We start from the raw sequence: 26998 nt of genomic DNA, 5'->3' as shown, positions 1-26998 counted from the left end.
TGTTTAGTATCCGACAAAAATGTACTCTTGTACTTCATTGTTGTTGTCGTCAACTTTATGACCTTGATTTCCAAACGAATATCTATGGTCAATCTGGTTGACTTCAACTTTATCTTTATATTTACAAAGAAGTTCAATCATTTCTTCCATTGAAGGGAACGCATTTGAAGAATAGGAAACCATTATGATGCTATCCTTGTGTTTAGCAAATAACTTGTCAAATGCATCGTAAGCACCGACCTTTGTTCCAAAAGGCGTAGGATACTTCTTGAATTTTTTGGTTTTTGTATCCTGTTGGATTTCCAAACCTTCCCACCGTTTCGATAGCCCTTCAACAAAATGATAGCGTCTCGTGTACTCGTTATCACTCAATGGGCTGTAATACGGTGGGTCGATATAAACTAAATCAGCGTGTCGTCTAAGTTCCATAGTATCCCTATTAGTGGATATGTTTTGTTTGCCGTTATCAAATACTGCATTATTGTACGCTTCAACGGATTCAAGGAAATGTTCTTTCAAACTTTTTTGTAAATCCTTACGTCCATCATCATATCGATACCCGACGTAAGTAAAAATCCCCCTAGGTCTTCGTTTCAAGCAAGCACGAGTTAAAGCCGCGATTGCCAACGCTCTTTTATAAGGGTCTTGCAACTTATCAATTCGTGCTCTCAAATCGTCTATGAAAATGTTTTCTTCGTCAGAAAAATAAAGACCCTTGAATGTTTCATAAACAAATCCATTACCGTCGCCTTCTTTTAGCAAGAAATTGACGTCTTTTTCGTCTAGGGTAACGGAATTGTTTTCAACTATCGCTTTTGTTACGTTAGCAGAAAACGTCATAAAGTCATTCGAATAAACGGTTTTACCTTTCGTCTTAAACATGTAGCTTACTACGCCACTACCACTAAATGCGTCCAACACCGAATCGAATCGGAACTGAGAAGCAATATCCCAAATACTATCAAGTAAATTGTTCTTACTGCCCATATATCTTGTTCCGGGGAATCGGTCTAACTGCGTATTTGGAATTTCCGGTTTCACAACCTTGAAACTCCTTCTACGTGCTTGTGCCACTACCAATACGTCCTGTCCGTCACGTTTACTTGCATCCGAATTGATATAACGCTTCGTCTTGTGAACTTCAATTTTGTAATCACGGTATAACTCGTAAACTAATGGATGATTCGAGTTAGTCAGAACAACCGTACAACCCAATTCGTAAAGTCGATGAACTTCATTTGCTAATGCAACGTGGTCTTCTTCGTAAAAGAACTCCTTCGTATAACGTTTGAAATCCGAATAAGTAGAAATCGGAAGGTAAGGAGGGTCTAAATAAATGAAATCATCCGGTTCGGCGTAGTTGTTCAGAACTTCCAAATAATCGCCTTCAACGATTGTGGTATCAAATAACGCAGAACTTGCCGCTTTAAGCCCCTCAACATCACAGAAATTAGGGTTCTTGTATTTGCCAAATGGAACATTGAACTGACCTTTTTTATTTACACGGTATAGCCCGTTAAAGCAAGTTTTATTCAAGAATAGGGTTCTTGCCGCACGTTCAATATGGCTTAAATGCGTCGGGTCTTGGCTTCGAATGGAGTAGAAAAATTCCTCTTCATTTACAAAACCCCCAAGACATTCGATTAGTTCATTAACATTATCCCGAACAGTTTTATACAAGTTTACTAAATCGGGGTTAGTATCTGATATAACTGCGTTATCCGGTTGCAAGCCAAAGAACATCGCGCCCCCACCGAAAAAAGGTTCAATGTATTTGTTGAATTTATTCGGAACATGCCGTGCAATTTCATTCCAAAGTTGTTGCTTTCCGCCTGCCCATTTTAATATTGGTTTGGCTATCGGTTTTTCAATCTGCTGTATAAGTAATTGTTGTTTCGGGACAGCCATTATTTATTACCACCTTTATATTCATTCCGTACCGCACTCACAAAATCTATTCTATCACTTGTAAACATCAACTAGAATCCGAACAAACAAACTTTTTTTAAACTCCGTAAATAAATCAATATAACACTTTGAAAATAAGTATGCAAATAAGTAAGTCGCCTTATAAGCCCCTGTACGTACAACGTCGATTCAAAAAAAATTTGTACGGAGCAGACGAGGGTAAACTCAGGCAAGTCAACCAGAAGCGAATCACTAGGCACTGGGTGGGGTCTATAATCCGCCCTAGAAGCTGAACAGAGCCGCCTTCTTATTTCCGGGTGGCTCTGCATAGCTTTGACCGTATAAAGCCGCTCAACGGCTCTCAGACTGTTTCAGTCACTTGTGTTACTTCTTGCTTTCTCCGATTGAGTTCGCGATAAAGTGACCCCTTACTTACACCTGTCATTTCCTCAATTTGTGTTACCGTAAATTCTCCGCTCGCGTGTAGCTTGATTGCTTTGTCTAGCTTCTTCTTATCCGTCATAGGGCGACCGCCCTTACGTCCACGTGCTCTAGCGGCTTCTAGTCCTGCTACTGTACGTTCATGGATGATTGATTTCTCGAACTCTGCAAAGACAGCCATCATGCCGAACATTGCCTTTCCTGCCGCTGTAGAAGTATCTATGTTATCGGAAAGGCTTACGAACTCAACGCCTTTCTTTTTAAGTAGGTCAAGTGTTGCTATTAGCTTTAGTGTCGAACGTGCTAAGCGGTCAAGTTTGTAAACAATGAAAGTGTCACCTTCACGAAGCATGTCGATAGCCTTTTCAAGTTCGGGGCGGTCATCTTTTCCGCCGCTTGCTTTCTCTGTGAATATTCGGTCATAACCGAACTTTGCCAATGCGTCCATTTGCGAATCGAGTGACTGGTCAGCGGTAGATACCCTTGCGTAAGCTATTCTCATATTTCTCTCGTTCCTCTCGTTTATGTATCTTTTATAGGATTGTATCATAAACGTACCATTTCGTAAATTAGATTTCGGAACGAGTTTCGTAACCGATATTCTTACATAATTGCCTTGAAAACAGACACAATGTGGACTGTTCCATAAACAATCGTTTACGTACCATGATTTTGAATTGAGTAACTTGATTCATATACTCATTTTGTATTATTATGAAAAGAGTAACTTTATTCAATAAGGAGAGAAGGGCTATGCCAAGGGGCGGAAGACGAGAAGGGGCAGGACGTAAACCACAGGGGATAACTCGTAAAGTGTCGCTGACTCTGACAGAGGAACAATGGAATCAAATTGAATCATCGGGAGAACCAACGGTAGCGGCATACATTCAAAGTCTTATGAATAAAGTAACTTCAACCATAGAAGACACTGATTTTATCATTGAATCGGGTAACCTAAATCATAGGGGCTTTCGGGGGCTAAGTAAGAAAGAAGCGGAGGAGTATTGGAATATCTTTGTAAACTTTGACGAGTCAGCCGCCCCGGAGGTACGGGAGGGGGCGAAAGCGGTATTCCTACGGGTACTGTTCCCGAAGGGAGCGGAATCAGCACAATTGGAAGTGAAGCCCAACTTCATCTGTCCTTTTACTGGTAAACGTTTTGGGTCAATGAAAGCTTTGATAAAGGCGGCTGTGCCGCACTTGGTGGAATCAGAGAACAGGAGACTTGAAAAGATAAAGGAGTCAACGTAAAAAGTAAACATTCCTATTCCGCCGCTTTACAATAACCTCGAACTCCTGATTCGTCCGTACTACGTTGTTTTCAGTTCTTTTCTCGTTATTTAATGTAAGTTCTTAGAGAAGCGAAATGCTCAGGTATCACCTATGTAAAACGGGCAGGAGATGGAAAAATAATTCCTTGAAAATCCGATTGGAAGGAAAATAAATTCCATGTGGAGGGAAAAATTTTTCCTTGTGTATGGAATTTATTTTCCTTTCGACCTTCTCTCTAACCACTAAGTCTTCTCATTAATTCTTCAAGCGACATCCCCTTGTTTTCCTGTTTTGCTTCTCTTGCTTGCTGTGCCTTCATTTCAGCTTGACTCATGCTCTTATTGTCCTTGAATGACCGTTCTTCATACGGGGTATGTTTGCTTCCGGTCTCTAGGTAGCGTTGGACATTATAAAGAGCATCACAGTCCGCCATGAGAAAAGCTGTCGGAGTAATTTTTTCAGATGGCGGATAGTTTACGAAGAACGCTTCAATGTGACTTTTCATCATCGGCTTACGCTCTGCCTTCTCATGGTCTCGATAATGGTGCTGTAAGTCTTTAATACAGTCCTCGACTGTTTTACCCGTCTTACGACTCTTGGTGGTGTGATTCTTCCCTGTAACTTTTCGGTACTCTCTGAGGAAGTGACTTTCAAACTCTGGATATGACCATAACTGCACATCATCGGGTAAGGCGGTCTCTGTCGGTAAAGGCTTGTTTTTCTTGGTCTTTACCTTAGTTTGATTGACACCTATGCAAACCTTTCCGTTAGCTTGAAGGGATTCCCTCAGATAATTGCCGTATGCTGTTAGAATCGTCTCACGTTCGTTCTCAGCGGCGTTCTTTAACTTTATGACATAATCATGCTCCACGACTTCAATAGCGGCTGTGAAGGCTTCTAGCAAGGCATCCGCTTCCTGCCCTGATTGCAATTCAGTGAGGTAAATCACTTCATTTTCAATACGGCTCAGAAGCACATAAGGATTGTTTTCAGGGCGGTCATTGATGGTACATATGAACTCTCCACCGTCCCCACCTTGAAGGGAATAAGACTCGATAAACCCAAGTTCCTTCAATCGTTTGGCGTAGTTCTTAACTGTCCTGTCAACGCTGTTCCCGAATACTCTCTTTAGCAGAAGTCTCGACATGGCAACAGTTTTCAGTTCTTTGCCCTGTTTTTCGGCTGTATTGACGCGATTGGCAATAAGCCCAAGCAACTTCAATGAATCACCTGTCAAGCGACTACAACATGCAACTTCGTTCGGAAGGGAGTAGAATCCGTTATGGTAGAGTATGAATCTATCCATCATTACTTCCGCCCCCTTCTCTGGATGTACTGTGCAACGGCTGAGCGGCTTATCATGTAAGAACAGGTCTTACCCTCACCTATCTTCACAGCGTCAAGCTGACGCGATTGTATGGCTCTCAGAATAGTTCTAGTGCTAACCCCAACAGCTTTTGCGGCTTCTTTGCGACTCAATATTTCTTTCATGTCCTGTTCCCCCTTGGAATGGTATAAGTTAGTGACAGCAGAGGGTAAAAAAATAACCCTCTCGTGCTAGTAATCGTTGCAACTTATTGTTCAGTTGCAGTAGGAATTTCCTATAATGAGGGTACACGTCCTTCTTATCGCCCCTGCCATGACTCAGCAGGGGCTTTTTGTATCCTTACCTTGGGAGGCTAATCGTTGTCGGGAAAGAGCCTTTCAGCGTCAAATCCCATTTCATTAAGTACGGATTTCAGGTGTTCGGCTTCCGCCCAATAAGGGTATTTGCCGTAGCCCCTGTTATTGCCCGTAATACGTTCGACATGTAGCCTTCCTTGTTGAATCCACCTATAAACGGTGTCCTCGGTGACCATGCGGCTTCTACTATGGACGGACAAACGCTGAGCGATTGTAGAAACGGTGTAATATCTCTCCATGTTTAGCGTCTCCCCTCTTTGATTGACTGTTCGATGAACTCCCGTAAATCGGCTTCTCGCACTCGCCAAAGCGTCCCGGCTAGCTTCATTGCCTTTATTCGTCCTTCGCCAAGCCACTTGTAGCAAGTTACCATTTCAATGTTCAACATCTTAGCTACGTCATCGGCAGAGTAAAGGCGACCAAGGTATGTCTTCATATCGTCCATGTTTACTGACCTCCCTTTGTGTTATTGAGGATGAAGTTCCTTAGCGATTCTTGAGGGATGCGGATGCTTCCGCCAACCTTACAGCTTGGCAGAGTGCCGTTTGAACACATTGCATAAACCGTTGTGTACGAAAGCTGTAGAATCTCCATTACTTCGCGGATAGTGTATAAACGTTCCATGATGACCGCTCCTTTCGGTTGTGAATTAGTTACAGTCACAATATAAGTAAGCGGCTTGCACGATTAACAAAGGTGCGTAGAAATATTGCAAAATCTCGGATTATCCGAAAAGAACGGGTCATTTTAGTTCAGGAAAGGGGAGAGAGAACGAAGGTAACTATTTTCTAAGCTTTAATGCACTTTTTGGTAACTTTGCTATCGTAAAATCCGTAGATTTCATCTGCAAATAGACACAATTGCGGCTGTCATTTAATAGGATGATTTAGGTGATACCGATTGCAAAAAATATTAATTATTCCACCGCAATTTTTCCTACCCATGTAGCGATTGTTACTCCGACAACGCACAGGGAGGAATCAAATATGAAAGTTGAAAGAACTTATGGAGATAACGTAACGTTTCATGAATTGCTTATGCCGCTTATTAACTCGGAAATTGACAGGTTGATAGAACAATCAACAGATTTCCAGTATAATGAAGGTAACGCCAATACATTTCATAGTGAAGGGGTTGCGTAACTATGAGATGTGCAGTTTATATTCGTGTTTCTACAGATAAAGAAGAGCAAAAAACGTCATTACAGAATCAAAGAAGCTTGTTCTACGAGTACCTTGAAAAACAAGGGTGGGATGTGTTTGATTTCTATATTGACGTTGAGAGTGGAACAACTGGTAAAAGAGAAAATTTGCAACGTCTGATAAAGGATGCCAAGGAGCGTAAGTTTGACGTTATCGCGGCAAAAGAATTATCACGACTTGCTCGGAATGGTGGTCTCTCTTATCAAATTAGGGATATAGCGATGGAGAACCGTATTCATATTGTCACTTTAGACAATGCAATCAACACGCTTGAGGGTAAAGGGGAAATGTTCGGGCTATATGCTTGGATGTACGAGCAAGAATCACAGCGAACGTCCACTCGAATTAAAGCCGCCCTCAGTAGTAAAGCAAGAAAAGGTGAGTTCAAGGGTTCGGTTCCGCCTTACGGGTACAGGCTGAACAGCGGAAAGCTTATTCTTGCGGAGGACGACACGCCCAACAATGTAAAGCGGATATTCCGAATGTACTTGGAGGGAAAAGGATTCGATGCAATCGCACGAACTTTGACTCGTGAAGGATGTCCAACACCTGCCCAAGTTGTCGGCAAGAAAAATGCAGGGCTATACTGGCAAGGTACTTCTATCAAGAAAATCTTGACTAACCCACATTATGTCGGAGACTTGGTTCAAGGAAGGCAGACAACAGTTAGCGTCACGTCAAAAGTACGTGAAGAAATTCCAAGGGAAAAGCAAATCGTTACTGAAAACGCCCACCAAGCCATAATCTCAAGGGAAGACTTTGAAGCTGTCCAACAATATATGAAGGGGCGAAAGCGGCAAAAAGCTAAGCCCAAAGCTAAGAAGCACCTTTTCACAAACTATCTTTTCTGTGCAGATTGTGGAAAGGCACTATGGTATGTTCAGTATCGCAAAGGCTATGTTTGCGGCAACTACTATAAGCACGGAAAGCATGTTTGTAGTCAGCATAGCGTGAAGGAAAAGGAACTCATTGAGGTTATCCTAACCGACATTCGTAACAATGCTCAGACGCTTAATGAGAACGAGATTATGGGGCGGCTTGAGGTAAAGACCTTACAAGCAAGAAAGCAAGCAGAAAAGCAAATACAGTCTTTACAAAGACGCATTGAAAAGCTAAAGGAACAAAAGACAGGTTTAATCAGACTGTTGGCGAGTGGTACGATTACTGAGATAGAGTATAAGGAAGCAACAGAGAGCGGAAATGCTGAACTGTACAGCCTACAGGAGCAGTTAAAAGGCTTCCAGTCTCAACAAGGGAATAAAAGTACAGGGGAAAGCATTGCTCGATTGAAGAAAGAACTCAAGCATTTCATGAAGCTTAAGGAACTTACTCCTGAAATGGTACATCGTTTGGTCGAAAGGATTGAAGTTCAAGCGGATGGTTCGGTAAACATTCATTACAAGTTTGCCGCCACCGCTCTTCTTACGGCTTAAAATACAGTGACCGACACTCAAGTCATGTGGAGTGCGTGGTAGGAATATGTCGGGTCGATTCCTAGAAGTCCTGAATTATCAGTATTCTGCGAAGTATGCGTCGTTTAATATTGAGGAAAACGAGTTTAGAAGTAAGACATTGAATGATAAAATCGAGGTTTCTATTGTGTTGGATTTGAAATGGGTAGACACATCTGATGACTTCTAATTGAATTTGAGAATATCCAAGAGAGCGTCCAAAAATTGGGGCGTTCTCTTTTTATATAGATACTTTTCAAAAAAGCCGATTGTCTGAACTATTGAATGTTCAGCGCAGTCGGCTTTTTTGCGTGAAAGGAGAGTTGTTGGATGAGCAAAGTAATCGCTCTCGCCAATCAGAAAGGTGGCGTCGGCAAAACGACAACAGCGGTCAACCTCGGTATTGGCTTGGCGGCGGAAGGCAAGAAGGTTCTGCTGTTGGACGCGGATGCGCAGGGCAACCTGACGGATTCGCTAGGCTTCCATGAACCGGACAGTCTATCCGTTTCACTGGCTACGATGTTGGTGAAAGGCATGACGGAGGAGCCATATGCGCCGAGGGAAGGTATTTTGCACCATCACGAAGGTATCGACCTGATGCCGGGAAACATCGAATTATCGGCAGTCGAAGTGGCGCTCGTCAATACGATGAGCAGGGAAACGATTATGCGATCATACATCGATTCCGTAAAAGCAGATTACGATTTTATCGTGATCGACTGTATGCCGAGCTTGGGCATGATGACGATCAACGCATTGGCAGCGGCGGATAGCGTCATTATCCCGGTACAGGCGCACTACCTGCCCGCCAAAGGCATGACGCAGCTTTTGCAGACGGTTGCCCGCGTTCGGCGGCAAATTAATCCGAAGCTGGCTGTGGATGGTGTGCTGCTCACGATGGTAGACAGCCGAACCAATTTCGCCAAAGACATTTCTTTCGTGTTGCGTCGGGATTATGGGGATAAGCTGCGTGTATTCAATACAGAAATCCCCCTGTCCATCCGCGCGGCAGAAACTAGCGCCAAGGGCAAGAGCATTTTTGCCCACGATCCGAACGGACAGGTTGCTAAAGCCTACGCTGCACTTACGAAGGAGGTGCAGGATATTGGCAGCGAAAGAAGATCGGCTCGCCAGCATAAAACTGACCAAAGTCGATGATTTATTCTCGACTGAGGCAAGCCGCAACGATTCGCAACGGGAAAAGGTGATGGATATTCCATTGGCTGAAATTAGTGAATTTCCCGGTCATCCCTTTAAGGTAAGGGCGGATGAAGCGATGTTAGAAATGGCGGATAGTGTCAAGCAGTATGGTGTCCTTGTTCCCGGCTTAGTTCGGCCAAAGGCAGGCGGTGGATACGAGATGGTATCCGGCCATCGTCGAAAGAAGGCAAGCGAATTGGCTGGTATGGAAACAATTCCTTGTCTCGTTCGCGAGTTGGATGACGATCAAGCGACGATCATCATGGTGGATAGCAACCTGCAACGGGAGTATATTTCTCCGAGTGAAAAAGCTTTTGCCTACAAAATGAAATTGGAAGCTATGAACAGACAAGGACAACGAACAGATTTAACTCGTTCCCAAGTTGGGAACAAGTCTGCTGCAAAGAAATCAAGCGAGATATTAGCAGAACAGATGGGCGAAAGCAAAAACCAAATATTTAGATACGTTCGCCTAACCGAACTCACTCCTCCCATTCTCGAAATGGTAGACGACAAACGGATTGCCTTTAATCCTGCCGTTGAGTTATCTTACTTGGCCGAGAAAGAACAGCAAGCCCTATTCGAGACCATGCAGGCCGAGGACTGCACGCCTTCACTTGCTCAGGCTCAGCGTATGAAAAAGATGAGTCAAGAAGGCAGGCTGAATACAGATGTCATTTACACCATACTGACGGAGGAAAAGCCGAATCAGAAAGAAAAAATGAGTATTCAGCGAGAACGAATCGACCGCTTTTTCCCACGAGATTTCTCGGAAAAACAAAAGGAAGACCTAATCGTGCAACTGCTGGAAAACTGGTACAAAAGGCGGCAAAGGGAGCACGAACGGTAATTCCCCCGTTGCCGCCCTGTTCATGCGCCCTTTCCTCTGACGGAGAGCTTTTTTTATGCCCATTTTCGGGGAGGAGGTCATCAATGGACTTTACGAAAGGAAAACGGCGTCAGTATGAACGTCTGATGAAAGAAAAGCCGGGTTTTGCGCGTAGTAGGCCATCCGAGGAGGAAGAAGCACAACTGCGCAAGCAGGCTCAGGTAGCCGAAGGCTGGCACAAGAAACGTGACCACAAAATGAACCGGGAGGGCTGACGATGGAGCAAGAGAAACGAATGGCCGGTGACTACGAAGTCTATCAAGCGCTGCCCATTGGCAGGGTGGAGGTTGTTTTAGGCATCGACATCACGAATACCGAAAAGCCCTATTTGGTTTGCTACTGCTCGCAGAATAATTTGTTTGGCATCGATCAGTATTTCGGTGCAGAAGGATATGCGGATTACCTGGTCGCAATGCAGGAATTTACCAAGCTATTGCAATGGGAAATCGAGAAACTCCAGACCGAGCGCGCTACGATCACGGAGCCGATGCCTCCCATTCAACCCGACCAATGCCTGCCCATCAAAAGTGACGATGATCTCGGCGGCAGAATTGTTGTGACCCGTTTGGATTGGTTGCGGCCGGAATTTCGCACGACAGACCATCAGTTGATTTGGGTAACGGGAGGCTTCGGTGCCTCCGGGAACTCACGTGGGCGGGCGGTCTATGCGGAAACCCTCTATTCCGGCGATGAATACCGCTATAACCGGGAAGACCTGATGGGGTTCCTGAAGCCGGAGCATACGCCCACATGGGCGGCCGAGAAGCTGGCACAACGACAAGCGGAGCAAGCCCCATCAAAGCCGCGTCCGCGAGGCGAAGCGCGTTAAGAGAAGCGCAAGGTATCTTCTATATAAATGAAAGGAGATCGTGAACGATGTCATGGACGTATCGACACCGCAAGACGCTCATCATGGGAGCCATCGCGATCAGCGTGGCGCTTCTGGTAGCAGCGGCCTTGTATATGCTGATGCAGCACACTGATCAGCAGCAAAAGCAGCAACAAATGAAAGAGGAGTATGAGCGGCAGATTCAGCAATTGAGAAAGGAGGAGCAGCAAAACAGCCGAAATGTCTGGACGACTGCAAAAACAATACCGGCAGGCGTCTCGCTCAAAGCGGATGACCTCAAGGCTGTTCCGATGCCCGTCAGTTTGGTTCCTCCGGGCGTCATCACCGACCGGGAAAGCATCATCGGCAAAAACGCCAAAATCGAGCTTGCACCAGGAACGCCGCTGCTTTCCTCTTTATTGTACGAAGGGCAGCCCATTCCGAAGGATTTGCGCATACAGGAGTTTCAGGTCATTCAGCTTCCCTCTAATCTCAAGCCTAACCAATATATAGACGTTCGCATCGGCTTTCCAACCGGCGAGGACTTTGTTCTCTTATCTAAAAAGAAGGTACAGGAGCTGTCCGGTACGGTTGTATGGCTGGAACTGAATGAGATGGACATCCTCCAAACGTCCAGCGCTATTATTGATGCGTACTTGCAGGGAGCGCGGTTGTATGCCCTCCCGTACATCGAGCCGGGCTTACAGGAAGCGGCTGTGGTCAACTATCCGGCCAATCAGAAGGTATTGAACCTGATGGCGGTTGATCCCAATCTGCTCGAAACCGCAAAAATCGAACTTGCCCGTGCGTTGCGTCAAACGCTGGATGGCAATTTGAAGGCGGTCAGCGACTCGGACAAGCTTCGCGTCACCAGCGGTAGTGTAACCGTGCAGCAGCAGTTGCAAAACGAACGGATGACGACGCGGCAGGCTAATGCCATGAGCGGAACACAGCCAGTAGGCACACCGCAGTCTGGAGAATCAGCAGTTTCGACGAATGGTCCGCAGCCTAGCGTGAGTGATGCTGCTGGAGCAGCAGCTACGCAATCTCCGAAAAATCAACAGACGCCCCCTCCTGCCGTTTCGCCGTCGCAGCCATCGGGTATGCCTCCTGCAACCGAAGCGCCTCCGGCAAGCGAAGATAAGTGGGAAAATATCTTCAATCAATGAGGAGTGCGGATATGAAAAAAATTGTTTTTATCGGCGTAGCGGATAAGACGCATGCTTTGTTGGTGCTTGGCCGCTTACTTGTGTCGTTGGGGAATAAAGTGCTGTTGGTAGATTCCACCGTCACGCAGTCGATTCGGGGTTATCTGCCGCACGCCTATGCCAATAGCGCCGTTCAGGATTATGAAGGTATGGATGTGGCCTACGGCTATCTCACTCCCGAACAGCTTGAACGAGGCTTGGCACAGGCAGGGACGACACCGGCATACGACATCATGCTGGTGGACACTGACCATACGGAATTTGTTTTCCACCACAACCTGTCCCAGTTTGATAAGCGGGTGTGGTGCTGGGATGGAAGGCGGTTATCGCTGGAGAAAAACGAGGAACTGATGATTCGTCTCGGCTTACAGAACACGGAAGAGCCTGTCTCGTTTTTCGAGTTGCTCTCCCCTGACATACCGGGAAAGTTGGCAGCGTGGCGAGCCGAAAAGCGGTTGCGGCATATCCAGTTGGAGGTTACGGTGTTTCGCTTCCCTTTGGACGAACGCGATGCAGCCGTCGATTTGAACAATCAACACCACGGCCGCATCGACCTTCGCGGGCTGACCGGGGCGTTTCGCGAGATGCTGCTGACGATGCTGGAGCAGCTTGGCGATTTCGACCGCAAGACAGCGCGACGAGCCTGGGCAATCGCTCGTAAACGGGTGCGGGTGTGGTAGAAAGGAGAACGTTTATGGGAGCTACCGTTGTATTTTGGAGTCCTGTATCCGGTCAGGCCGGGACAACGACTAATCTGCTCGCCGCGGCGACGTGCATGGGTTTGGAATATTCGGCGCGATTGCTGTTGCTTGGGCATTTGCTAAGCAGTTACTCTGCTGTCGAACGAGCCTATTATCGACCTGCCGGAAGAGAGGACATGCATACCCCGGACACGGGAATTGATGCGCTCTTGCGTCTGCTGAAAAACCGCAAGCTGGAGCCTGTCATGCTGCGTGACTATGCCCATCCGTTGCTGCGGGATCGCCTGGATATTTTGCACGGCTCCATCAAGCAAGAGGATATCTTTATCGAAACGGCAAAAGAATGGCTCACACCGCTGCTTGCGGTTGCCCGCCGCGCTTACGATGTAGTGCTGTTGGATGGGGGGAGCGGCAGCGGGTCGGCTTGGGACGAAATGCTGCGGCGGCAGGCCGACGTATGGGTCGTCTGCCTGCCGCAAAACCGTCTCCTTCTAGAGCGATTTTTTCAATCGGCAGAAGCAGCGATGCTTCAAGGCCGAAGAACGCTGCTCGTGTTCGGACAGTACGACCCTTATTCGACGCTCACTTCTAAAAATCTCATGCGTCAATTCCGTATAGGACCGACCGTGTACCCTGTTGCACATAATACAGGCTGGATGGATGCGGCACAGCATGGAGAAGCGAATCCTTTCTGGTTTCGCAACAGGAAGATAGCAAGCGGTCACGAGAACCACCTGTTCGTGCAGCAGGTGCGACGATTGGCGCAGGCTGTGATCGACAGCGCAGGCGCAAGACAGCCCCTTTTCGGAGGGAAGGAGGGCGACACGCCATGACGGCTATGCTCAATGCCTTCATCCTGATCGCGCTCTTGTTGCTTTCAATCTTCTTCCTTTATTTGCGCCTGAGCCGACGATTGCCGGAACGGACGGACGACACATCGGTATATACGCTGGAAGCGATGACCACTTTCGTAAAAGCAACGCTACACGAGTTAACCAGCAGCAACCTGGCCGACTTCGGTTTGTCGGAGGAAGAATACCGCCGCCGAAAAAGCAAACGGGCGGAGCTGAAAAAGGCGCTGCGGGGCTGCACCTCCGGTGATCTGCGGGACAAGGAATACGTCAAGGAGATCATTGCCGACCTGCTCGCGCAGCGCTATGAACTGGACGATGCGCATTTGAACCTCCTGCTGCCTTTTCATCAGCCGGAGTCCCTCTCCGCGCAAGACCAGTTTGATATTCTGCTTTACACATATAAAAAGGAAGCCGGGCTTCATGCGCTCGACCGGCTCGTTCAAACCTATGAATGGGATCGGCAAAGACGAAACGAGGAAGGCCAGCTTGAAACGTACCGGATTACGGTGGAGGATATTCGTAGCGTCTTCGCCCGTGAAGCGCCGCGTTTGACGACGGACGATAAGCTCCAGCTTGTCGTCCAGCGGATTTATCAGCATTACAAGGGATTCAGCGTCGTGGACGAGCTGCGCGACATGCGTGTGGACGGTGTATCCGGGGGCGTATCTGGTCTGCCGCCGCTCATGTGGGAGGGCGAATGGTCGCTGGAGGAGGACGCACAGCTTCAGTTGCTGCCCCGTTCGCATGACAGCGTATGGCTGTTTTACAAGGGGAAGTCCATTCACCTGAGCTTCTTGTCCTTCGGCTCCGAGCAGGAACTGCGGCGCGTTTGCCAGATCATCTATAAGCACAATTTTCCCGGCCAGTTGTCCGAGGCGAACGGATTTAAGGTCAATGAAATGGCAGACGGCTCCCGCGTCGTCGTGCTGCGCCCCCGATTCAGTGAATCGTGGGCTTTTTTTGTGCGCAAATTCGACGTGCAAAGCGCGACGCTAGAGCAGTTGATTCAGGACGAAGGCGCGGATTTGCCGATTGGCCTCATTCGTTACTTGGTATCGGGTGCGCGGATCACCGCGATTACCGGTGCGCAGGGCAGCGGCAAAACAACGCTGCTTATGGCGATGGTGCGCCATATTCCAGAAGTGCTGCCCATCCGGGTACAGGAAATGAGCTTTGAGCTTCAATTGCGCAAAATTTATCCAGAACGCAACATCGTCAGCCTGCGCGAAACCGAGACGATTTCCGGTCAACAGGGGCTGGACATCCAGAAGAAGACGGACGGCTCTGTCAATATTTTGGGCGAGGTAGCGACCGACCCGGTCGCCGCTTGGATGGTTCAGATGGCACAGGTGGCGTCATTATTCACCTTGTTCACGCATCACGCCAAAACCTTCCGTGACCTTGTGCTGTCTCTCCGCAATTCCTTGTTGAAAACAAAGGTGTTTACGAACGAGCGTGTGGCGGAGCAGCAGGTCGTCAGCGTCGTCAACTTCGATATTCACCTCCGCCGCGACCTGGACGGACGGCGCTATATCGAGCGCATTACGGAATGTGTCCCAGTGCCGCAGGAGACGGCGTACCCGGAAGCCTTTCGCGGGAAAATGACAAAGGACGAACGGATGGCAGCCTTTATGGAAACGACGCTCGAATACTTCCGCCGCTCGACGGATCGTCCGCTGTACACCGCCCGAAATCTCGTTGAATGCCGCGACGGCCGTTACGTTGCCGTTCATCCCCTGTCCGAGCAAAGTCGCTGCGAGATTGCGGAATACTTGGGCGGCCCCGATCAGGCCGTCTTTGATGCGTTTCTGGCATCCCATTGGGGGGATGAGACTTGATTCGGGAATGGCTCTCCCCTCTGCTCGGCATCGCAACCGTGCTCTTTCTTGCCGCTGTCGCGGCCTTCCTGTGGCTGTCCCGGCGTGATTCGGAGGTGGCGGCAGTCCGGCGCTACGAAGCGCTGCGTAAGCCGGGGCAAGCGCCTCGCAAGCAGGCGGTTTACAGTTTCATGCAGCAGCTATACAGCGTTTGCGAGCAGATGCCGGTTTTAAGGATGTACTTGCAGCACCTTCGCAGGCGATTGGTCATCCTGCGGCTCGGGGACGAATGGAAGCTGCGGCTTGAGGTGATGAAATCGGCGCTCTTGATGTGGCTTGTCCTGTTTTTGGCCGCGATTCCGCTTGTTTTGGCGGTGCGCGACCCTTACACGCTGGCGATGCTCGGCATTGGTCTTTGGGTCGGCCACGGCATCCTCTCGGATATGGGTGTTTATCGGCTCGAAATGCGGCTGCTGCGACAACTTCGTCTGTTTCTTGGGGATGTGAGACATCATTACCATCGTCACGGGATGGTGGATGAAGCCGTCTATGAATCGGCTGACAGCGCGCCGTATGAAATGGCGCTGCACGGGCAAGAGCTGTTCGACATGCTGACGGACAGCGACGCCGAAGATAAACTGGCGCAATATGTGGAGCATGCCCCTAATCGCTATTTGCAGGGCTTTGCGGGATTGTCGTATCTCATCAAAGAGCATGGCGATCAGCAAACGGAAAGCGGTTCGGTCTACCTCAAGGGACTGGAAAAGCTGTCCATCGAACTGAATCTGGAATTGCTGCGTCGCGAGCGTCTCAGCTTCTTATTACAGGGGCTGACCGTTATCGCGCTGCTGCCGCTGCTGTTTACCCGTCCGATTGAAGCCTGGGCCAGCCACTTTTTTCCGGCAATGGACACGTTCTACGCCAGCGCTTTCGGTTGGGCCGCCAAACTCTGTCTGCTTGTCGTCGTGTGGCTTTGCTACGAGCTGCTGCGCAACCTGTCGGAGCTGGATGCGACCGCAAGGCCCACCACCACCAGCCGAAAAAGATGGGAGCAACGGGTCTATGGCTGGCCGTGGGTGCGCTGGCTGGCCCACCGGCTGGGGCCGGTTTCAGGCTCGCGAGAAGCGGAACGGATAACCCGGCTGCTCAAGGATACAACCTCTCCCTTACGTCTCGAATGGTTTTACGTGCAGCGGATCGTGGCCGGGTTCGCAGCCTTTTTGGCGGTGCTGGGCTTATTCGTGTCCTTGCATGCAGCGGAGCGGCATCAGGTGCTGTATGCACCTGTGAAGCCGGGAACACTTTTCGGGCAGTTGTCCCCGGAGGAGGAAACGAAGGCACGGGAAGCCGCCGCGCTGGATCGCAGGATGCTCGATCAATTAAAGGAGGTGAGGCCGCGAAGCGAAAATAGCGTCATCAGCCTGCTGCGCAAGGACCCGGCTGCACAGGTCAAGGAGGATCAGCTTCGAGAGGCGGCGCGGCGCATCCTGGGCAAGCTGGAGAAGCTGAATCAGCCTTTTCTGGCGTGGTGGGAAGCGTTTTTGGCTTTCGCCGCAGGATGGGGTGGGTACACGCTGCCAGTTGGTATTCGACTGTTCCAGCGGCGTATGCGGCAGATGGAGATGAAACACGAGGTGGATCAGTTGCAGGCCGTGATTGCCATGCTCGCCGGGATGGATGGGATGTCGGTTGAACAGCTTTTGCTATGGATGGAGCAGTTCGCCCGCGTCTTCAAGGAGCCACTGCAATCCTGCCTTCTTCACTTTGAGCAGGGTGAGGAGCAGGCGCTTGCGCAGCTCAAAGAAGATGCACCGTTTCTGCCCTTTGTTCGGATCGTGGAAAAGCTGGAAATGGCTTCGCAGCATTTGACGATCCGGCAGGCATTCGACGATCTCGAAGCAGAGCAGGCGTTTGCGCGGGAGCAGCGCAAGCAGGAGTATGAACAGTTAATTGAACAAAAGGCAGGCTGGGGCCGCTGGATCGGGTTTGCCCCCTTGATGATACTGATATTCGGGTATTTGGTCATTCCGCTTGTCGTCGTCAGCCTGCGCCAGATGACCGTGTACTACGATCAGCTTCAACGCATCCAGTAACCCATACAGACGCTTTCCTTTATCAGCGGGAAGGCGTTTTTTTTATCCCCCCAATCAAAGGAGAGAATTGTACATGTCCAATGCGCAGAAGGCACTTGTCATGGCAGCAGGAATCTTCCTTGCCATCGCACTCATTACACTGGCTGTCGTGCTGTTTATTTCCGCCCAGGATTCGACCAAGGCGGCTCAAAGCAATTTTAGCAATATCCAGACGGAACTTTCACAAACGGCGTTTACGGTGTATGACAATACGACGCTTTCGGGCAGTCAGGTTGTAAACGCGCTTCGCAAGTTCCGCGATCAGGACCAATTTGGCATCCAGATCGTTACCGGCAAAAACCCGACCGGTCAGTGGTACGGCAAGGTTGTCAATACCGGTGTGCCTCTGGATAGCGTCACCTACGGCGCAATCGTCGGAGCCGCACCCGGCCAGATTAGCCAGACCGTAGACGAAGCGGACATCAACTACGTTAATCCAAGCGGCAAGTTCCGCAGCACGCTGGTGCTGGACAGCAGCAATGTCATTCGCGGCATCATCTTCCGGCAGCAATAAGGTCGGATGAAGTTACGAAAGCGTCCGGCCCAGGTTGGACGCTTTCGTCATGAAGGAGGTGTAACGCATGAACTATGCGCCAAGAACGATGCTGGAGATGAGCGCAGCATTGCTCGTTTTCCTCATGGCCGCAGGAAGCGGTCTGATTTTGTTTCAGACCGGTGCCTCACTCAATTCGCTCGCCTATGTAACCGGCCAATCGCAGGACCACAACTTGCAGCAAATCGCTGTACCGCTCTCGGGCGACGGTTCGGTATCCGGTGCGGAAGTGCTGCAAGCTATCGCTCGCCTAGATGAAGGTGATGCGGAAATGGTGGTAGACGGCATTCGGTTCGCGCCGCCGCTGGAACGAGAGCAGCTCTCGTCCGCTGGCATACGTCTGAAGGGGCGTTATCAGCCCGCCTATGAACGTGACGTTTCTGGTCACTTGCAGCGCCTGACACTAAGGAGCCTGCCATGAACAGTTTGATCAAAATTTTCGCCGTATTGATCGCTGTTCTGCTGCTCTATCTCTACCCGCTCACTGCCGCCTTTGACCAGCAGGACGATATTTCGGAACTGGTTGCCTTGCGCGCGACGACAGCCTTCGTCGATGCGGTTCGGGACAAAGGCGGCATCACGCCAACGATGTACAACGATTTCATGACCGCGCTTGCGGCGACCGGCAATAGCTTTGACGTTCAGATGGAACATGACAGCAAGAAGTATGTACCAGTTTACGACGATCCGACACGGCCCGAAACCTTTAAGGGGAACTACGAGGTACAGTACGATGCGTTTTTCAATGCGCAGATCCTGCCGGTGCTGTTCCCCGACAATCGGGCAGCAAAGGATGACCCAACCCGTCGTTATCGGATGCGTGCGGGTGACAGCTTCTCGGTGATTGTGCGCAATACGAACCGAACGGCAGGCACGCTGCTCTTCGATTTTCTGAATAATACCATCAGCCCGAATGAAAAAATCGTGATTCCGTATGGCGGGGGGGTGCGCAATGAAATGGATTGAATGGGCTATCGTCGGCGCGCTGTTGTTTCTTCCCTTCGCGATCGTCAACCGGGATGAGACGGATACCCTGAGACGGATGGAGCTGACGGAGATGAGATACGATGCTGCGCTGGATGCGGCGGTAGACGACGCCGCGAGGTTGCTCGTCGTTAACGCAAGCCAGCAGCAGGAAGCGCAATATGCCTCGGCCAAACATGTCGCGCTGAACAAGGAAGAAGTACTAGCGGCGTTCTACCGGACGCTGGACGCGGGCTTGGGCGCTGCGGATGATCCGGTGTCGCAAGGTGTCCTGCATCGCTACATTCCGGCTATCGTGATCGTCGGGTACGACGGCTTTTACGTCTATTCCGAGCAAGAATGGACGGGGACTGACGGAAAAACCGTCATGAAACCGGCTTGGGGAACGAAGAAGCCTTATGCGTATTCCGATTCGGCGGGTAACAGCCTTTCCTTTACGCTCGACCAACAGGTACTCGCTTACGATGCGGCCAGCCGAAGCTGGCATGAGGGCTTGCGGCAGGACATCCGGCAGGAAACGACGATTCCGCTTTTGCAGGATGCTGCGCTCTTCGAGCAGGTAAGACGAAGCACGATTGTCCGGGCGATCCAGGACGAGTTGGCCTACCGGATCAATCGATATAACGAAACAGTCTCTCGTAATGGCCTGTCCTACACGTTCACCCTGCCTCTGATCTCCGATGAGGACTGGCACAATACGGTGGATGATGTGGGCGTTTTGGCTTTTGTACAAGGTATCCCGATGGGAGCAAAGGTGTACAACAACTATGCGCTTGGCGGTAGCCGCATCGTGAAGCGTCCAACGATCATCGGGGCCAGGAAAGGCAGTATGAAGGTGTACTACCGCAGTTCCTGCGGTTACACCTATCAGGCCGAAGAAACGTTTGCCAGCGAGCAAGCAGCCGCGCGCAAGGGATATATGCCCCTCCCTTGCCTCGGCTCGGCCTTCTAGCAGGAACGTATGCCTATTTACTCATGTGAGCGATGGCAGTCGGAATAGAAGCAAAGGAGTTCATCAATCATGTGGATTCGACTGTTGCTGGCGGCAATCGTTTTTTGGATAGCCGCCGGATTTACAAACCCTATGGATGGGCAGCAACTGGTCATCAGTGGGGATTCCGACCCGATCAATCCGGAGTTGGGCGCTTATGTCGAGGATATAGTACCTGGCGATAAGCGTGAGTACACGGTTCACGTCACGAATCCCACTGATGAGGAAATAACAGCGCTGCTCTTTGCGGCCGATGCCATGCCCGCATTGAGCGGCGGTAAGGATTTTACTTTACCGAGCGATCCCGATACCGGTTCGGCTGCATGGTACAGGGCGCCGGATCGCAGTATAACCCTCAACGCTGGCGAGACGCAAAGCTTTACAATGGAAATGCAGATACCTGAAAGTGTGGAGCCGGGCCAGTACGTATCTGTCATCGGCGTCTACGATCAAAGTATGAGGGAATCGGCGGCGCGTAAAATCGGGCTGCAGGTCGTCCTCAACTACAAGTTGGACGAGGCGAAGCCTCCTGAGGCTGTCCCGCACGCAGCCGTATACACGCTGGAGAACGGAAAAGCGAGCCTGACGATTTTGCTGGTCAATGAAGGCGATAGCTTGTCCGAACCGGAGATCGAGGTGCGGCTCAAACGGCAGGACGATGCCAGCGAGCTTTTGTTTAAAAAGGAAATCAACGGTTGATTCCATTTATGCAGGCACGGTCGCACAGTACATGGCGGAGTTAAACAGGCCGCTTTCTCCCGGTTCTTACATGGCGGAAGTAAAGACGACGCTGGGTGACCGCACAGAACAGAAGGATTTCCCTTTTGAAGTAACGGGCGGTCGGACTATGCCATCAGGAACCGTGATTCAGGCTACTGGGGACGTTTCTCCGCTTCATGAAGGTTCATTTGGCTTGCGCTCATCCTGCGTCCACGTGGGCTTGCTGCTGATTCTTGTCATCGTCGTTGTTGTTATAAGGAGAAGAGCTTCGCGCACGGAGTAACGAGCGGCTCCTGGTTCCTGCGGAGGGCAGGCTGCCGGACAGTGGACAGGCAACAGAATCGGCACTATGATGTAGGCAACAGCAAGTTTTTCCAGTTTCGCACATTTTCTTTAGGGAGTGAGGCAATTGAAAAGAAGGTTAGTATCCCTCCTCATTGTGACACTTTTCGGAAGTATATTCAGTTTGACGGCAAGCGCAGCCAGTAAACCGCCAACCTTTGTCAGCGTCGTCATGGACGGCAAAAAAATCTGGTTTCCCGACGCGCAGGCGTTTATTGATGAGAACGGGCGAACGCTCGTCCCGGTACGCTTTGTCGCCGAATCGCTCGGAGCGAAAGTCGGCTGGGAATCGAAAACACAGACGGTTCCGATTACGAGAGACGATCAATCTATCGTTCTGACGATTGACCAAAATGTTGTGCTGGTAGATGGCAAAGCGGTCACTTTGGATACGAAAGCCATCCTAAGCGGCGGTCGAACGTTTGTGCCGCTCCGTTTCGTAAGCGAGGTGTTGGGTGCGAAGGTGGATTGGGACAATCCGACAGACACCGTGTTTATCAAGACCAGCGAAGATAGCGCGGCGCAGACCGACCAATGGGGGCGCTTGATTCGCACGACCGACTTACCGAAGAATGCGAGCGATTATCCATACATTCTTGCGGACGTTCCGAACGAAATGTACGAGATGGGCTATCCATTTTCGCATCCAACAGACAGCAAAGTTTCATCCGTCCTCTACTCGACGAAGCCGGAATTCAACAAGAAGAACGTGGATATTTGGATGGGAAGACTGAAAGCATTCGGTGCGCTTTGGCTGAATGTAAATTACAACACGATTGATGACGCGTGGACGCAGGCGGTTTTTGCTACCAAAATGCAAAACTCTGATGCCGAACTGAAACATATTCGCCGCTACGCAGAATGGGTCAAAGAGAACCAAATCCAGATGGAAGGCTATCTTGATCCCGAGCCATCCATGATTTATAAAGATGGGTTTGGCAACAACTTTGTGCGATCCAAGTTCAGGATTAAACTCGTCTCGTACAAGGCAAGCAATGACTTGCTTTACGATGAGTGGTTCCCGAAAAAACAAACGTTTGAGAAAGGTGTTTGGTACGAAGGCTACGCCGATATTTCTCTTTCCACTAATGTAGGCGGCGATTGGGGAAGTACGTTGAAGGTTGATCCGAATGCAAGTTTATTCCGCAATCATATCATTAGAAAGGCGGACTCGAACTAGATGCGCAAACCTAAATTCATACGAATCACGTTGAGCATGCTGCTGGCATGCTCTTTTTTATTGTCGTGCTTTCCGTTTCTTACGAATGCCGCGACACCGGCTGTCCGGGTAGATGAGGGTAAGATCAAATTTGAAATCACTAGCACAGCAGCAACCTCGTCCATCCGCTACAGAACGGTAGGTTGGACGGTTCGTCGTGACCAACTCTGCACGAATACATCATCCAAACAGTGCAGTGATCCGCGTAACGGCAGTCACGCATCCTTTGTCAATCAACAGGTGCGTCAAGTCGCGCAAAATCCGAACCCCCCAATTCCCGGAGAGCCGGTCACGACCTACTACGAAGTCAGTGAAGATTTAGTAACGGACGGCATGTGGCAAGCAGGCATGGGAGACATCAAGGACAACGACGACCTGTACTTGTACGCAATTATGGTATCCGTCGATGGCAATGGAAACGTGCGCAAAGGCCCATTTTACACGTTAGAAGGAATCAAGAACGCTGAACCTTGGGCGCACCCAGATGATCTCGATGATTACTTTGGGATTCACATCCCCTATCGCAGCGCGAATTTTCCTGTCGATGTCGTTGCGAAAACAGTGGGAGGAACGATCCTCAAGCAGCCTGAGGTCACGTTCCATAAGGGCGACTACAAAGTCGGCGAGACGATCAACCACGAGTTTCCTGCGACGATTGAGGATAACGGGAAAACGTACAGTATTGTCCGCTCCTACCTATCGCCGAAGAAGGACCTAACGCAGAAAAGCTGGTTGCAGGAAAATCCGGATGCGAATCCGAAGGTGCGAACGCGAAGCTTCACGGTGGCGCTTGGCGGAACGGACGCGATTGCCGAATACGCTGAAAATAACCCGGTAAAGGCGATCTATCAAAAGGAAGATGGTACGAAACTCAAGGAAGTCGACAAAGGCGTCTACGAGACTGGAGAGGAAGCGAACTATACGTTTGATCCGCAGCTCACATCTGGTGGCCAGACATATGAAATTGTTCGCACGTATATCACAAACAACAAGAAGCCGGATGAGAAGCTATTCATACAAGAAAAAGGCGACGCGAATCTGCTCGAACGCTCCATCTTGGTTGGCTCTGGCGGCTCCAACTTCGTCGGCATCTATAAAATTCCTTCCCCGATTACCGTGACATCTCGTATTGACGCGCCAAATCACGTCGATGCTTCCGTCACCTCTGTGGATGGAAATTTTGTATTTGAAGCGAAGTCACCCGTGCCGCTCAAAACGTATGAGATCACAAAAATAGAGAACGCAACATTCGTTACGCCTAGCGATAAGTCCGGCTCACTCAGCGGGCTGACGGCAAGTAAATCGCTGCCGATCAAAATTCCATTCACATCCGGCTCCAGTATTACCGTCAAAATCACGGTCGTCGTGAAAGATACTAATGGTAACAGCGGAGATTCCACCTCGGATCACACCGTACGCAAAGGCGACAGTGACGGCGGCGATACCTCGTTACCTGGCACGAGCCAGCAAGCCGAGGCGATGGATGCCACGGCATCGGCGATCATAAAGGCGGATTCTCGCGGCGCAGAACGCTTTGATGTTTTGAAGGGAATACCGACCTCAGAAAGCCTTTATGTTAACGCGAGCGCCAAAGCGTATTTGTATCGCAATACGTTCACAGAAGTGAAAGGCTCGAAATCGTATCCGATTACAGTCAGCCGCACCTATACGCTGAGATGGACGGAATATGTTCCCGGCCCGCCGGATAGCGAAGGTCATTCGACCACGGTTCCGGTATCCCGATCCGACACGCAAACGGTCACCCAAAGCTACAGTGTGGAACGAAAGTACAGCTATTGGCTGGCAGACCGTTTGGAAGTGTACGGCTTACAGAAGGCGACAGTCGCCAACTATGCCCTGCCCTCCGGTTCGGTGACGCTGCAAGCAAACGGGTATACCGCACCGTCTGTTTCCGCCACCCATGATGCAGCGGGCTCGTCCCATATTACGGACCCGGTGTATCGCAACGTTGTGCTTTCCGGTCAAACGGTTTACGGCGGCTCCAGTAGACCTTCGGTTCCAAGCGAGAACTGGAAGTCAGAGGCTGAAAATGCGGTCGGGAAAATCAAGGTCAAGAACGACACGGTCGTCTTTAATGGACAAACGATCATGGACAATCGGACGGTGGAGGAAACGGCACCTGCTCCGGGGGCGATTCCTGCATCTCCTATGATCGGTCAGGATGTTTTATATGGTTCGGGATTTGTCATCGATGCGACTAAAACGAACAAGGGGAGCCAGCCAAGCACGGGGACGATTTATTATACGCTGGTCAAGGGCATCGGAGGCGGGTCGAACCAAAGCTTCCCGATCAACGGCATCAATCCGGTGACGGTGCATACCCCCGTCGTCAATCTGGCATCTGTAGCCGACGATCAGGCGCACAATCAGAAAACGGTGCCGACAGCCGATCGTTCGGCGCTTATTCTGGATCGCCCCTTTACCGTGACGATTCCTACCAGCGGGCCGCACCGGGACATTACCGGCTATGGCAATCGGGACTATGCCAAATATGTGCGAGACAAGCAGGTAAGGTTCCCATTCGATGTATACAAGGCTGACCACGGAACGTTGATTCCGAAGGACACCTGGACTTCGATTCCTGTCGGCCAGCTTACAACCACTTTTTACATGCCCGTTTGGGTAGATGAGGGAAATTATGATGTACTGTTCCGCACATTTGCCGAAAACAGTCCGGTTTCATTCACATCACAAAGTAATGCCAATTTGGACTTAACTAATCATGTGGCGACGCAAGTTGTGGCGGTTGAGGTTATTGGCCGTCTGTTCGACTTCCGAATTACCGATATTGCCGACTACCAGTGGGAAAAGGTGTTCAGAACGGCGGCAGGCAGTGTGACGCCGACCGGAAATAACTACTGGGTTGGCACAAAAGGGATCGACGGCGCGGCGCGCGGCAATACGGCCCCTTACGTGCTGCCGATTCGGCCCGGCAGTCACCCGGAGAGCGGAAAGAAAAATGTTGTGGTAAAAACAGGCTATCACTTCAAATTTGAGGTCAAAACGCTCGGCAACATGTTCAGCGCGGGCGATGGCGTGAAGATTACGCCGACTTTTTACTTCGTTGACAAGCAGGGCAAAAACCGGCAACAGGTGGACTTGTACTATCATTCGGGAAACAAGCGGTTTATTCGGATCGGCTCCACAGAAGATACCGAGCAGCGGTTGGTGACGCTCGACACCCGCCTGCGCAATGTGTCGCAGCAGGAGCTAACCAACACGGCCAGTTCACTGTGGAAGCTGAATGGTTCCTCTGGCACTCAGACGTCGTATGTACAGCAGGTTTTGAAGAACGCGGCGCAAAAGCGGTTTTACGTCGGTGGCTACGACGGCGTGCTGCTTCCTTCGCAGCTTCGGACGTTTATCGGCAGCATGCAGGTGCCGTCTGGCATTGATACTGCGCGGGCCAATGCCTCGGTGCAGCGCTGGTTTGGCGAGTATAGCCTTCCGGCTGCTCCCTATGCAGTGCCAGCAGGCATCAATCTGGCCGAGTACGGACGTACCCACCGGCTGGACGACAATGCGCCGATCTTCCTGCGTGACGGCTATATTGTAGTCAATTTTAACATCGAAACCATTCGCAATAAGGACATCGCTCACCCGCATTTGCAGTATAAAAATGCGCCGCTGGACAACCAGTGGCAGATGGAAGGTTTTCAGCGCAGTTTTGTCGATCCTTACGGGGGGGTGTTCTCTTTGCTAGACGGGGACGTTGTGTTTTATCACGCCGACTTGTCCAGCTACGACGATTTTGGTACGGGCGGCACCCATTAAAAACAACATACCGTTTGGGAGGAAAAGAGCATGATTGAGAAGCTGAAGATTGCCACATCTGAGGATGAGGCTTATTTTTATTCCGCCTCCATCGAGAAGGATACAGAGCGCGGTTGTATTGGGCATGTGCGCGGTGATTTCGGCAAAGATGGGGAGGCATTTTGGGCGACTTGGTTCGAACATATCTCTTCGTTGAAAACTCCTGATTTTCGGGAGGAGCTTGGAGCGGTCATTCAAGCGTTGACGGAACAGGGGCTGCTTCAAAACCGCAGTGGCATGCACGATTTTTGTATAAAACATCCAGAGGCCCGTCTACCAAGCGCGCGGCACAGCGATGTCTATGGCTTTTGTTTACAGACGGCAAAGCATCGTTACTATCTGCGATGCTTTCCGCGTGCCGGCGACTATAACTTTTATTTATATTGCTTCGCCCGGCCGGAGCGAATGAATGAATTGTCGTCGCCCCTCCATTCCCCTTCATCGGCACCACTAAAGCAGAAGTCTGAACTGGAACGATAGGAGGACGCACACCTATGAACGATCTCGCCCGTTACCGGCTGCTGGCCGGCGTATCGGTTCCGCCTGCGGCGAAGCTGCTGTACAGCTATTTGCTGGATCGCGCAGGCGGACGAAACGGCACGGTATTGCTTTCATCCAGACGACTTGCGGCAGAGGTGGGGCTTTCCGCCTCTGCCGTCCGTCGCAATCTGCATCGGCTTCAGCAAAACGGACTGATCCGGCTCACGCCCCGATATTCCGAGGAAGGCATTCGTCTGTCGAACCAAATTACCTTTGCATGAGGAGGTG

At 50.2% G+C, this 26998-nt stretch carries 28 protein-coding genes; 21 read left to right on the top strand and 7 right to left on the bottom strand.

The window, feature by feature from the left end:
- Positions 1–3 precede the first annotated feature (3 nt).
- Positions 4–1908 carry a Dam family site-specific DNA-(adenine-N6)-methyltransferase gene (locus tag B8V81_RS09355; RefSeq protein ID WP_180968408.1) on the bottom strand — a complete coding sequence of 635 codons (1905 nt, stop codon included), beginning with the start codon at positions 1906–1908 and terminating at the stop codon, positions 4–6.
- Positions 1909–2269: 361 nt separating this feature from the next.
- Positions 2270–2851, bottom strand: coding sequence for a recombinase family protein (locus tag B8V81_RS09350; RefSeq protein ID WP_101808206.1), 582 nt, complete (start codon positions 2849–2851; stop codon positions 2270–2272).
- A gap of 251 nt (positions 2852–3102) precedes the next feature.
- Here B8V81_RS09350 and B8V81_RS25750 point away from each other — a divergent pair, with 251 nt between their 5' ends.
- Positions 3103–3600, top strand: a complete 498-nt coding sequence (locus tag B8V81_RS25750; RefSeq protein ID WP_244912734.1) for a hypothetical protein — start codon at positions 3103–3105, stop codon at positions 3598–3600.
- Between the two features lie 256 nt (positions 3601–3856).
- Here B8V81_RS25750 and B8V81_RS09340 read toward each other — a convergent pair whose 3' ends face one another.
- From B8V81_RS09340 to B8V81_RS25990, 5 genes are all read right to left on the bottom strand, one after another.
- Positions 3857–4930, bottom strand: coding sequence for a hypothetical protein (locus B8V81_RS09340; protein ID WP_101808205.1), 1074 nt, complete (start codon positions 4928–4930; stop codon positions 3857–3859).
- The gene (locus tag B8V81_RS26260; protein ID WP_101808204.1) at positions 4930–5112 is read right to left on the bottom strand and encodes a helix-turn-helix domain-containing protein; all 183 of its coding nucleotides are present in this window, start codon (positions 5110–5112) and stop codon (positions 4930–4932) included. The genes B8V81_RS09340 and B8V81_RS26260 overlap by 1 nt, the downstream gene beginning before the upstream one ends.
- A 188-nt stretch (positions 5113–5300) precedes the next feature.
- Positions 5301–5543 carry a MerR family transcriptional regulator gene (locus tag B8V81_RS09330; RefSeq protein WP_101808203.1) on the bottom strand — a complete coding sequence of 81 codons (243 nt, stop codon included), beginning with the start codon at positions 5541–5543 and terminating at the stop codon, positions 5301–5303.
- 2 nt (positions 5544–5545) lie between these two features.
- The gene (locus B8V81_RS09325; RefSeq protein ID WP_101808202.1) at positions 5546–5749 is read right to left on the bottom strand and encodes a helix-turn-helix domain-containing protein; all 204 of its coding nucleotides are present in this window, start codon (positions 5747–5749) and stop codon (positions 5546–5548) included.
- A 2-nt stretch (positions 5750–5751) separates the two neighbouring features.
- Positions 5752–5928: a helix-turn-helix domain-containing protein gene (locus tag B8V81_RS25990; RefSeq protein WP_101808201.1), complete on the bottom strand. Its 177-nt coding sequence runs from the start codon at positions 5926–5928 to the stop codon at positions 5752–5754.
- Positions 5929–6194: 266 nt separating this feature from the next.
- On the opposite strand from B8V81_RS25990, the gene B8V81_RS24745 reads away from it, so the two are divergent.
- From B8V81_RS24745 to B8V81_RS09235, 20 genes are all read left to right on the top strand, one after another.
- A complete protein-coding gene (locus B8V81_RS24745; protein ID WP_146000469.1) occupies positions 6195–6446 on the top strand; it encodes a hypothetical protein in 252 nt (83 codons plus the stop codon).
- 2 nt (positions 6447–6448) lie between these two features.
- Entirely contained in the window at positions 6449–7939 is a 1491-nt protein-coding gene (locus B8V81_RS09315) for a recombinase family protein (RefSeq protein WP_101808200.1), read from the top strand.
- Between the two features lie 348 nt (positions 7940–8287).
- On the top strand, positions 8288–9115 hold the full coding sequence (locus B8V81_RS09310) for a ParA family protein (protein WP_028598705.1): 828 nt from the start codon (positions 8288–8290) through the stop codon (positions 9113–9115).
- Positions 9063–10007, top strand: a complete 945-nt coding sequence (locus B8V81_RS09305) for a ParB/RepB/Spo0J family partition protein (RefSeq protein ID WP_028598706.1) — start codon at positions 9063–9065, stop codon at positions 10005–10007. Before B8V81_RS09310 ends, B8V81_RS09305 begins: the two co-directional genes overlap by 53 nt.
- Positions 10008–10090: 83 nt before the next feature.
- Positions 10091–10261 (top strand): hypothetical protein, encoded by a 171-nt coding sequence (locus tag B8V81_RS25185; RefSeq protein ID WP_156876707.1) that lies wholly within the window; start codon positions 10091–10093, stop codon positions 10259–10261.
- 2 nt (positions 10262–10263) lie between these two features.
- On the top strand, positions 10264–10875 hold the full coding sequence (locus tag B8V81_RS09300) for a hypothetical protein (RefSeq protein ID WP_028598707.1): 612 nt from the start codon (positions 10264–10266) through the stop codon (positions 10873–10875).
- A 47-nt stretch (positions 10876–10922) separates the two neighbouring features.
- The gene (locus B8V81_RS09295) at positions 10923–12044 is read left to right on the top strand and encodes an SAF domain-containing protein (protein ID WP_043111218.1); all 1122 of its coding nucleotides are present in this window, start codon (positions 10923–10925) and stop codon (positions 12042–12044) included.
- A gap of 11 nt (positions 12045–12055) precedes the next feature.
- A complete protein-coding gene (locus tag B8V81_RS09290) occupies positions 12056–12763 on the top strand; it encodes a hypothetical protein (protein WP_028598708.1) in 708 nt (235 codons plus the stop codon).
- 14 nt (positions 12764–12777) lie between these two features.
- A complete protein-coding gene (locus tag B8V81_RS09285) occupies positions 12778–13617 on the top strand; it encodes a CpaE/TadZ family protein (protein WP_043111219.1) in 840 nt (279 codons plus the stop codon).
- Positions 13614–15476 carry an ATPase, T2SS/T4P/T4SS family gene (locus tag B8V81_RS09280; protein WP_028598710.1) on the top strand — a complete coding sequence of 621 codons (1863 nt, stop codon included), beginning with the start codon at positions 13614–13616 and terminating at the stop codon, positions 15474–15476. Before B8V81_RS09285 ends, B8V81_RS09280 begins: the two co-directional genes overlap by 4 nt.
- Complete coding sequence (locus tag B8V81_RS09275; protein WP_028598711.1) at positions 15473–17548, top strand: hypothetical protein; 2076 nt, start codon at positions 15473–15475, stop codon at positions 17546–17548. The genes B8V81_RS09280 and B8V81_RS09275 overlap by 4 nt, the downstream gene beginning before the upstream one ends.
- Positions 17549–17621: 73 nt before the next feature.
- Positions 17622–18101 (top strand): hypothetical protein, encoded by a 480-nt coding sequence (locus B8V81_RS09270; RefSeq protein ID WP_028598712.1) that lies wholly within the window; start codon positions 17622–17624, stop codon positions 18099–18101.
- Between the two features lie 67 nt (positions 18102–18168).
- Positions 18169–18561, top strand: a complete 393-nt coding sequence (locus tag B8V81_RS09265; RefSeq protein ID WP_028598713.1) for a hypothetical protein — start codon at positions 18169–18171, stop codon at positions 18559–18561.
- The gene (locus B8V81_RS09260) at positions 18558–19106 is read left to right on the top strand and encodes a hypothetical protein (protein WP_028598714.1); all 549 of its coding nucleotides are present in this window, start codon (positions 18558–18560) and stop codon (positions 19104–19106) included. The genes B8V81_RS09265 and B8V81_RS09260 overlap by 4 nt, the downstream gene beginning before the upstream one ends.
- Complete coding sequence (locus B8V81_RS09255; protein WP_101808199.1) at positions 19093–20076, top strand: hypothetical protein; 984 nt, start codon at positions 19093–19095, stop codon at positions 20074–20076. Before B8V81_RS09260 ends, B8V81_RS09255 begins: the two co-directional genes overlap by 14 nt.
- Positions 20077–20145: 69 nt before the next feature.
- The gene (locus tag B8V81_RS09250) at positions 20146–20814 is read left to right on the top strand and encodes a COG1470 family protein (protein ID WP_101808198.1); all 669 of its coding nucleotides are present in this window, start codon (positions 20146–20148) and stop codon (positions 20812–20814) included.
- Between the two features lie 430 nt (positions 20815–21244).
- Positions 21245–22357: a copper amine oxidase N-terminal domain-containing protein gene (locus B8V81_RS09245; protein WP_101808197.1), complete on the top strand. Its 1113-nt coding sequence runs from the start codon at positions 21245–21247 to the stop codon at positions 22355–22357.
- Entirely contained in the window at positions 22358–26191 is a 3834-nt protein-coding gene (locus B8V81_RS09240) for a DUF5704 domain-containing protein (protein WP_244912733.1), read from the top strand.
- A gap of 30 nt (positions 26192–26221) precedes the next feature.
- Positions 26222–26710 (top strand): hypothetical protein, encoded by a 489-nt coding sequence (locus B8V81_RS24740; RefSeq protein WP_127464351.1) that lies wholly within the window; start codon positions 26222–26224, stop codon positions 26708–26710.
- A 14-nt stretch (positions 26711–26724) separates the two neighbouring features.
- Positions 26725–26991 (top strand): helix-turn-helix domain-containing protein, encoded by a 267-nt coding sequence (locus tag B8V81_RS09235; protein WP_043111221.1) that lies wholly within the window; start codon positions 26725–26727, stop codon positions 26989–26991.
- Positions 26992–26998: the final 7 nt, after the last annotated feature.

The sequence above is a fragment of the Paenibacillus pasadenensis genome (genome assembly GCF_002864175.1).
Taxonomy (GTDB): domain Bacteria; phylum Bacillota; class Bacilli; order Paenibacillales; family Paenibacillaceae; genus Paenibacillus_O; species Paenibacillus_O pasadenensis.
This window is presented reverse-complemented; position numbering and strand designations above follow the sequence as displayed.

What these genes read in the sequence shown, in the direction of transcription:
- B8V81_RS09355 (WP_180968408.1), bottom strand. Translation starts at nt 1,908, where the DNA reads ATGGCTGTCCCGAAACAACAATTACTTATACAGCAGATTGAAAAACCG.
- B8V81_RS09350 (WP_101808206.1), bottom strand. Translation starts at nt 2,851, where the DNA reads ATGAGAATAGCTTACGCAAGGGTATCTACCGCTGACCAGTCACTCGAT.
- B8V81_RS25750 (WP_244912734.1), top strand. Translation starts at nt 3,103, where the DNA reads ATGCCAAGGGGCGGAAGACGAGAAGGGGCAGGACGTAAACCACAGGGG.
- B8V81_RS09340 (WP_101808205.1), bottom strand. Translation starts at nt 4,930, where the DNA reads ATGATGGATAGATTCATACTCTACCATAACGGATTCTACTCCCTTCCG.
- B8V81_RS26260 (WP_101808204.1), bottom strand. Translation starts at nt 5,112, where the DNA reads ATGAAAGAAATATTGAGTCGCAAAGAAGCCGCAAAAGCTGTTGGGGTT.
- B8V81_RS09330 (WP_101808203.1), bottom strand. Translation starts at nt 5,543, where the DNA reads ATGGAGAGATATTACACCGTTTCTACAATCGCTCAGCGTTTGTCCGTC.
- B8V81_RS09325 (WP_101808202.1), bottom strand. Translation starts at nt 5,749, where the DNA reads ATGGACGATATGAAGACATACCTTGGTCGCCTTTACTCTGCCGATGAC.
- B8V81_RS25990 (WP_101808201.1), bottom strand. Translation starts at nt 5,928, where the DNA reads ATGGAACGTTTATACACTATCCGCGAAGTAATGGAGATTCTACAGCTT.
- B8V81_RS09315 (WP_101808200.1), top strand. Translation starts at nt 6,449, where the DNA reads ATGAGATGTGCAGTTTATATTCGTGTTTCTACAGATAAAGAAGAGCAA.
- B8V81_RS09310 (WP_028598705.1), top strand. Translation starts at nt 8,288, where the DNA reads ATGAGCAAAGTAATCGCTCTCGCCAATCAGAAAGGTGGCGTCGGCAAA.
- B8V81_RS25185 (WP_156876707.1), top strand. Translation starts at nt 10,091, where the DNA reads ATGGACTTTACGAAAGGAAAACGGCGTCAGTATGAACGTCTGATGAAA.
- B8V81_RS09300 (WP_028598707.1), top strand. Translation starts at nt 10,264, where the DNA reads ATGGAGCAAGAGAAACGAATGGCCGGTGACTACGAAGTCTATCAAGCG.
- B8V81_RS09295 (WP_043111218.1), top strand. Translation starts at nt 10,923, where the DNA reads ATGTCATGGACGTATCGACACCGCAAGACGCTCATCATGGGAGCCATC.
- B8V81_RS09290 (WP_028598708.1), top strand. Translation starts at nt 12,056, where the DNA reads ATGAAAAAAATTGTTTTTATCGGCGTAGCGGATAAGACGCATGCTTTG.
- B8V81_RS09285 (WP_043111219.1), top strand. Translation starts at nt 12,778, where the DNA reads ATGGGAGCTACCGTTGTATTTTGGAGTCCTGTATCCGGTCAGGCCGGG.
- B8V81_RS09280 (WP_028598710.1), top strand. Translation starts at nt 13,614, where the DNA reads ATGACGGCTATGCTCAATGCCTTCATCCTGATCGCGCTCTTGTTGCTT.
- B8V81_RS09270 (WP_028598712.1), top strand. Translation starts at nt 17,622, where the DNA reads ATGTCCAATGCGCAGAAGGCACTTGTCATGGCAGCAGGAATCTTCCTT.
- B8V81_RS09265 (WP_028598713.1), top strand. Translation starts at nt 18,169, where the DNA reads ATGAACTATGCGCCAAGAACGATGCTGGAGATGAGCGCAGCATTGCTC.
- B8V81_RS09260 (WP_028598714.1), top strand. Translation starts at nt 18,558, where the DNA reads ATGAACAGTTTGATCAAAATTTTCGCCGTATTGATCGCTGTTCTGCTG.
- B8V81_RS09255 (WP_101808199.1), top strand. Translation starts at nt 19,093, where the DNA reads ATGAAATGGATTGAATGGGCTATCGTCGGCGCGCTGTTGTTTCTTCCC.
- B8V81_RS09250 (WP_101808198.1), top strand. Translation starts at nt 20,146, where the DNA reads ATGTGGATTCGACTGTTGCTGGCGGCAATCGTTTTTTGGATAGCCGCC.
- B8V81_RS09240 (WP_244912733.1), top strand. Translation starts at nt 22,358, where the DNA reads ATGCGCAAACCTAAATTCATACGAATCACGTTGAGCATGCTGCTGGCA.
- B8V81_RS24740 (WP_127464351.1), top strand. Translation starts at nt 26,222, where the DNA reads ATGATTGAGAAGCTGAAGATTGCCACATCTGAGGATGAGGCTTATTTT.
- B8V81_RS09235 (WP_043111221.1), top strand. Translation starts at nt 26,725, where the DNA reads ATGAACGATCTCGCCCGTTACCGGCTGCTGGCCGGCGTATCGGTTCCG.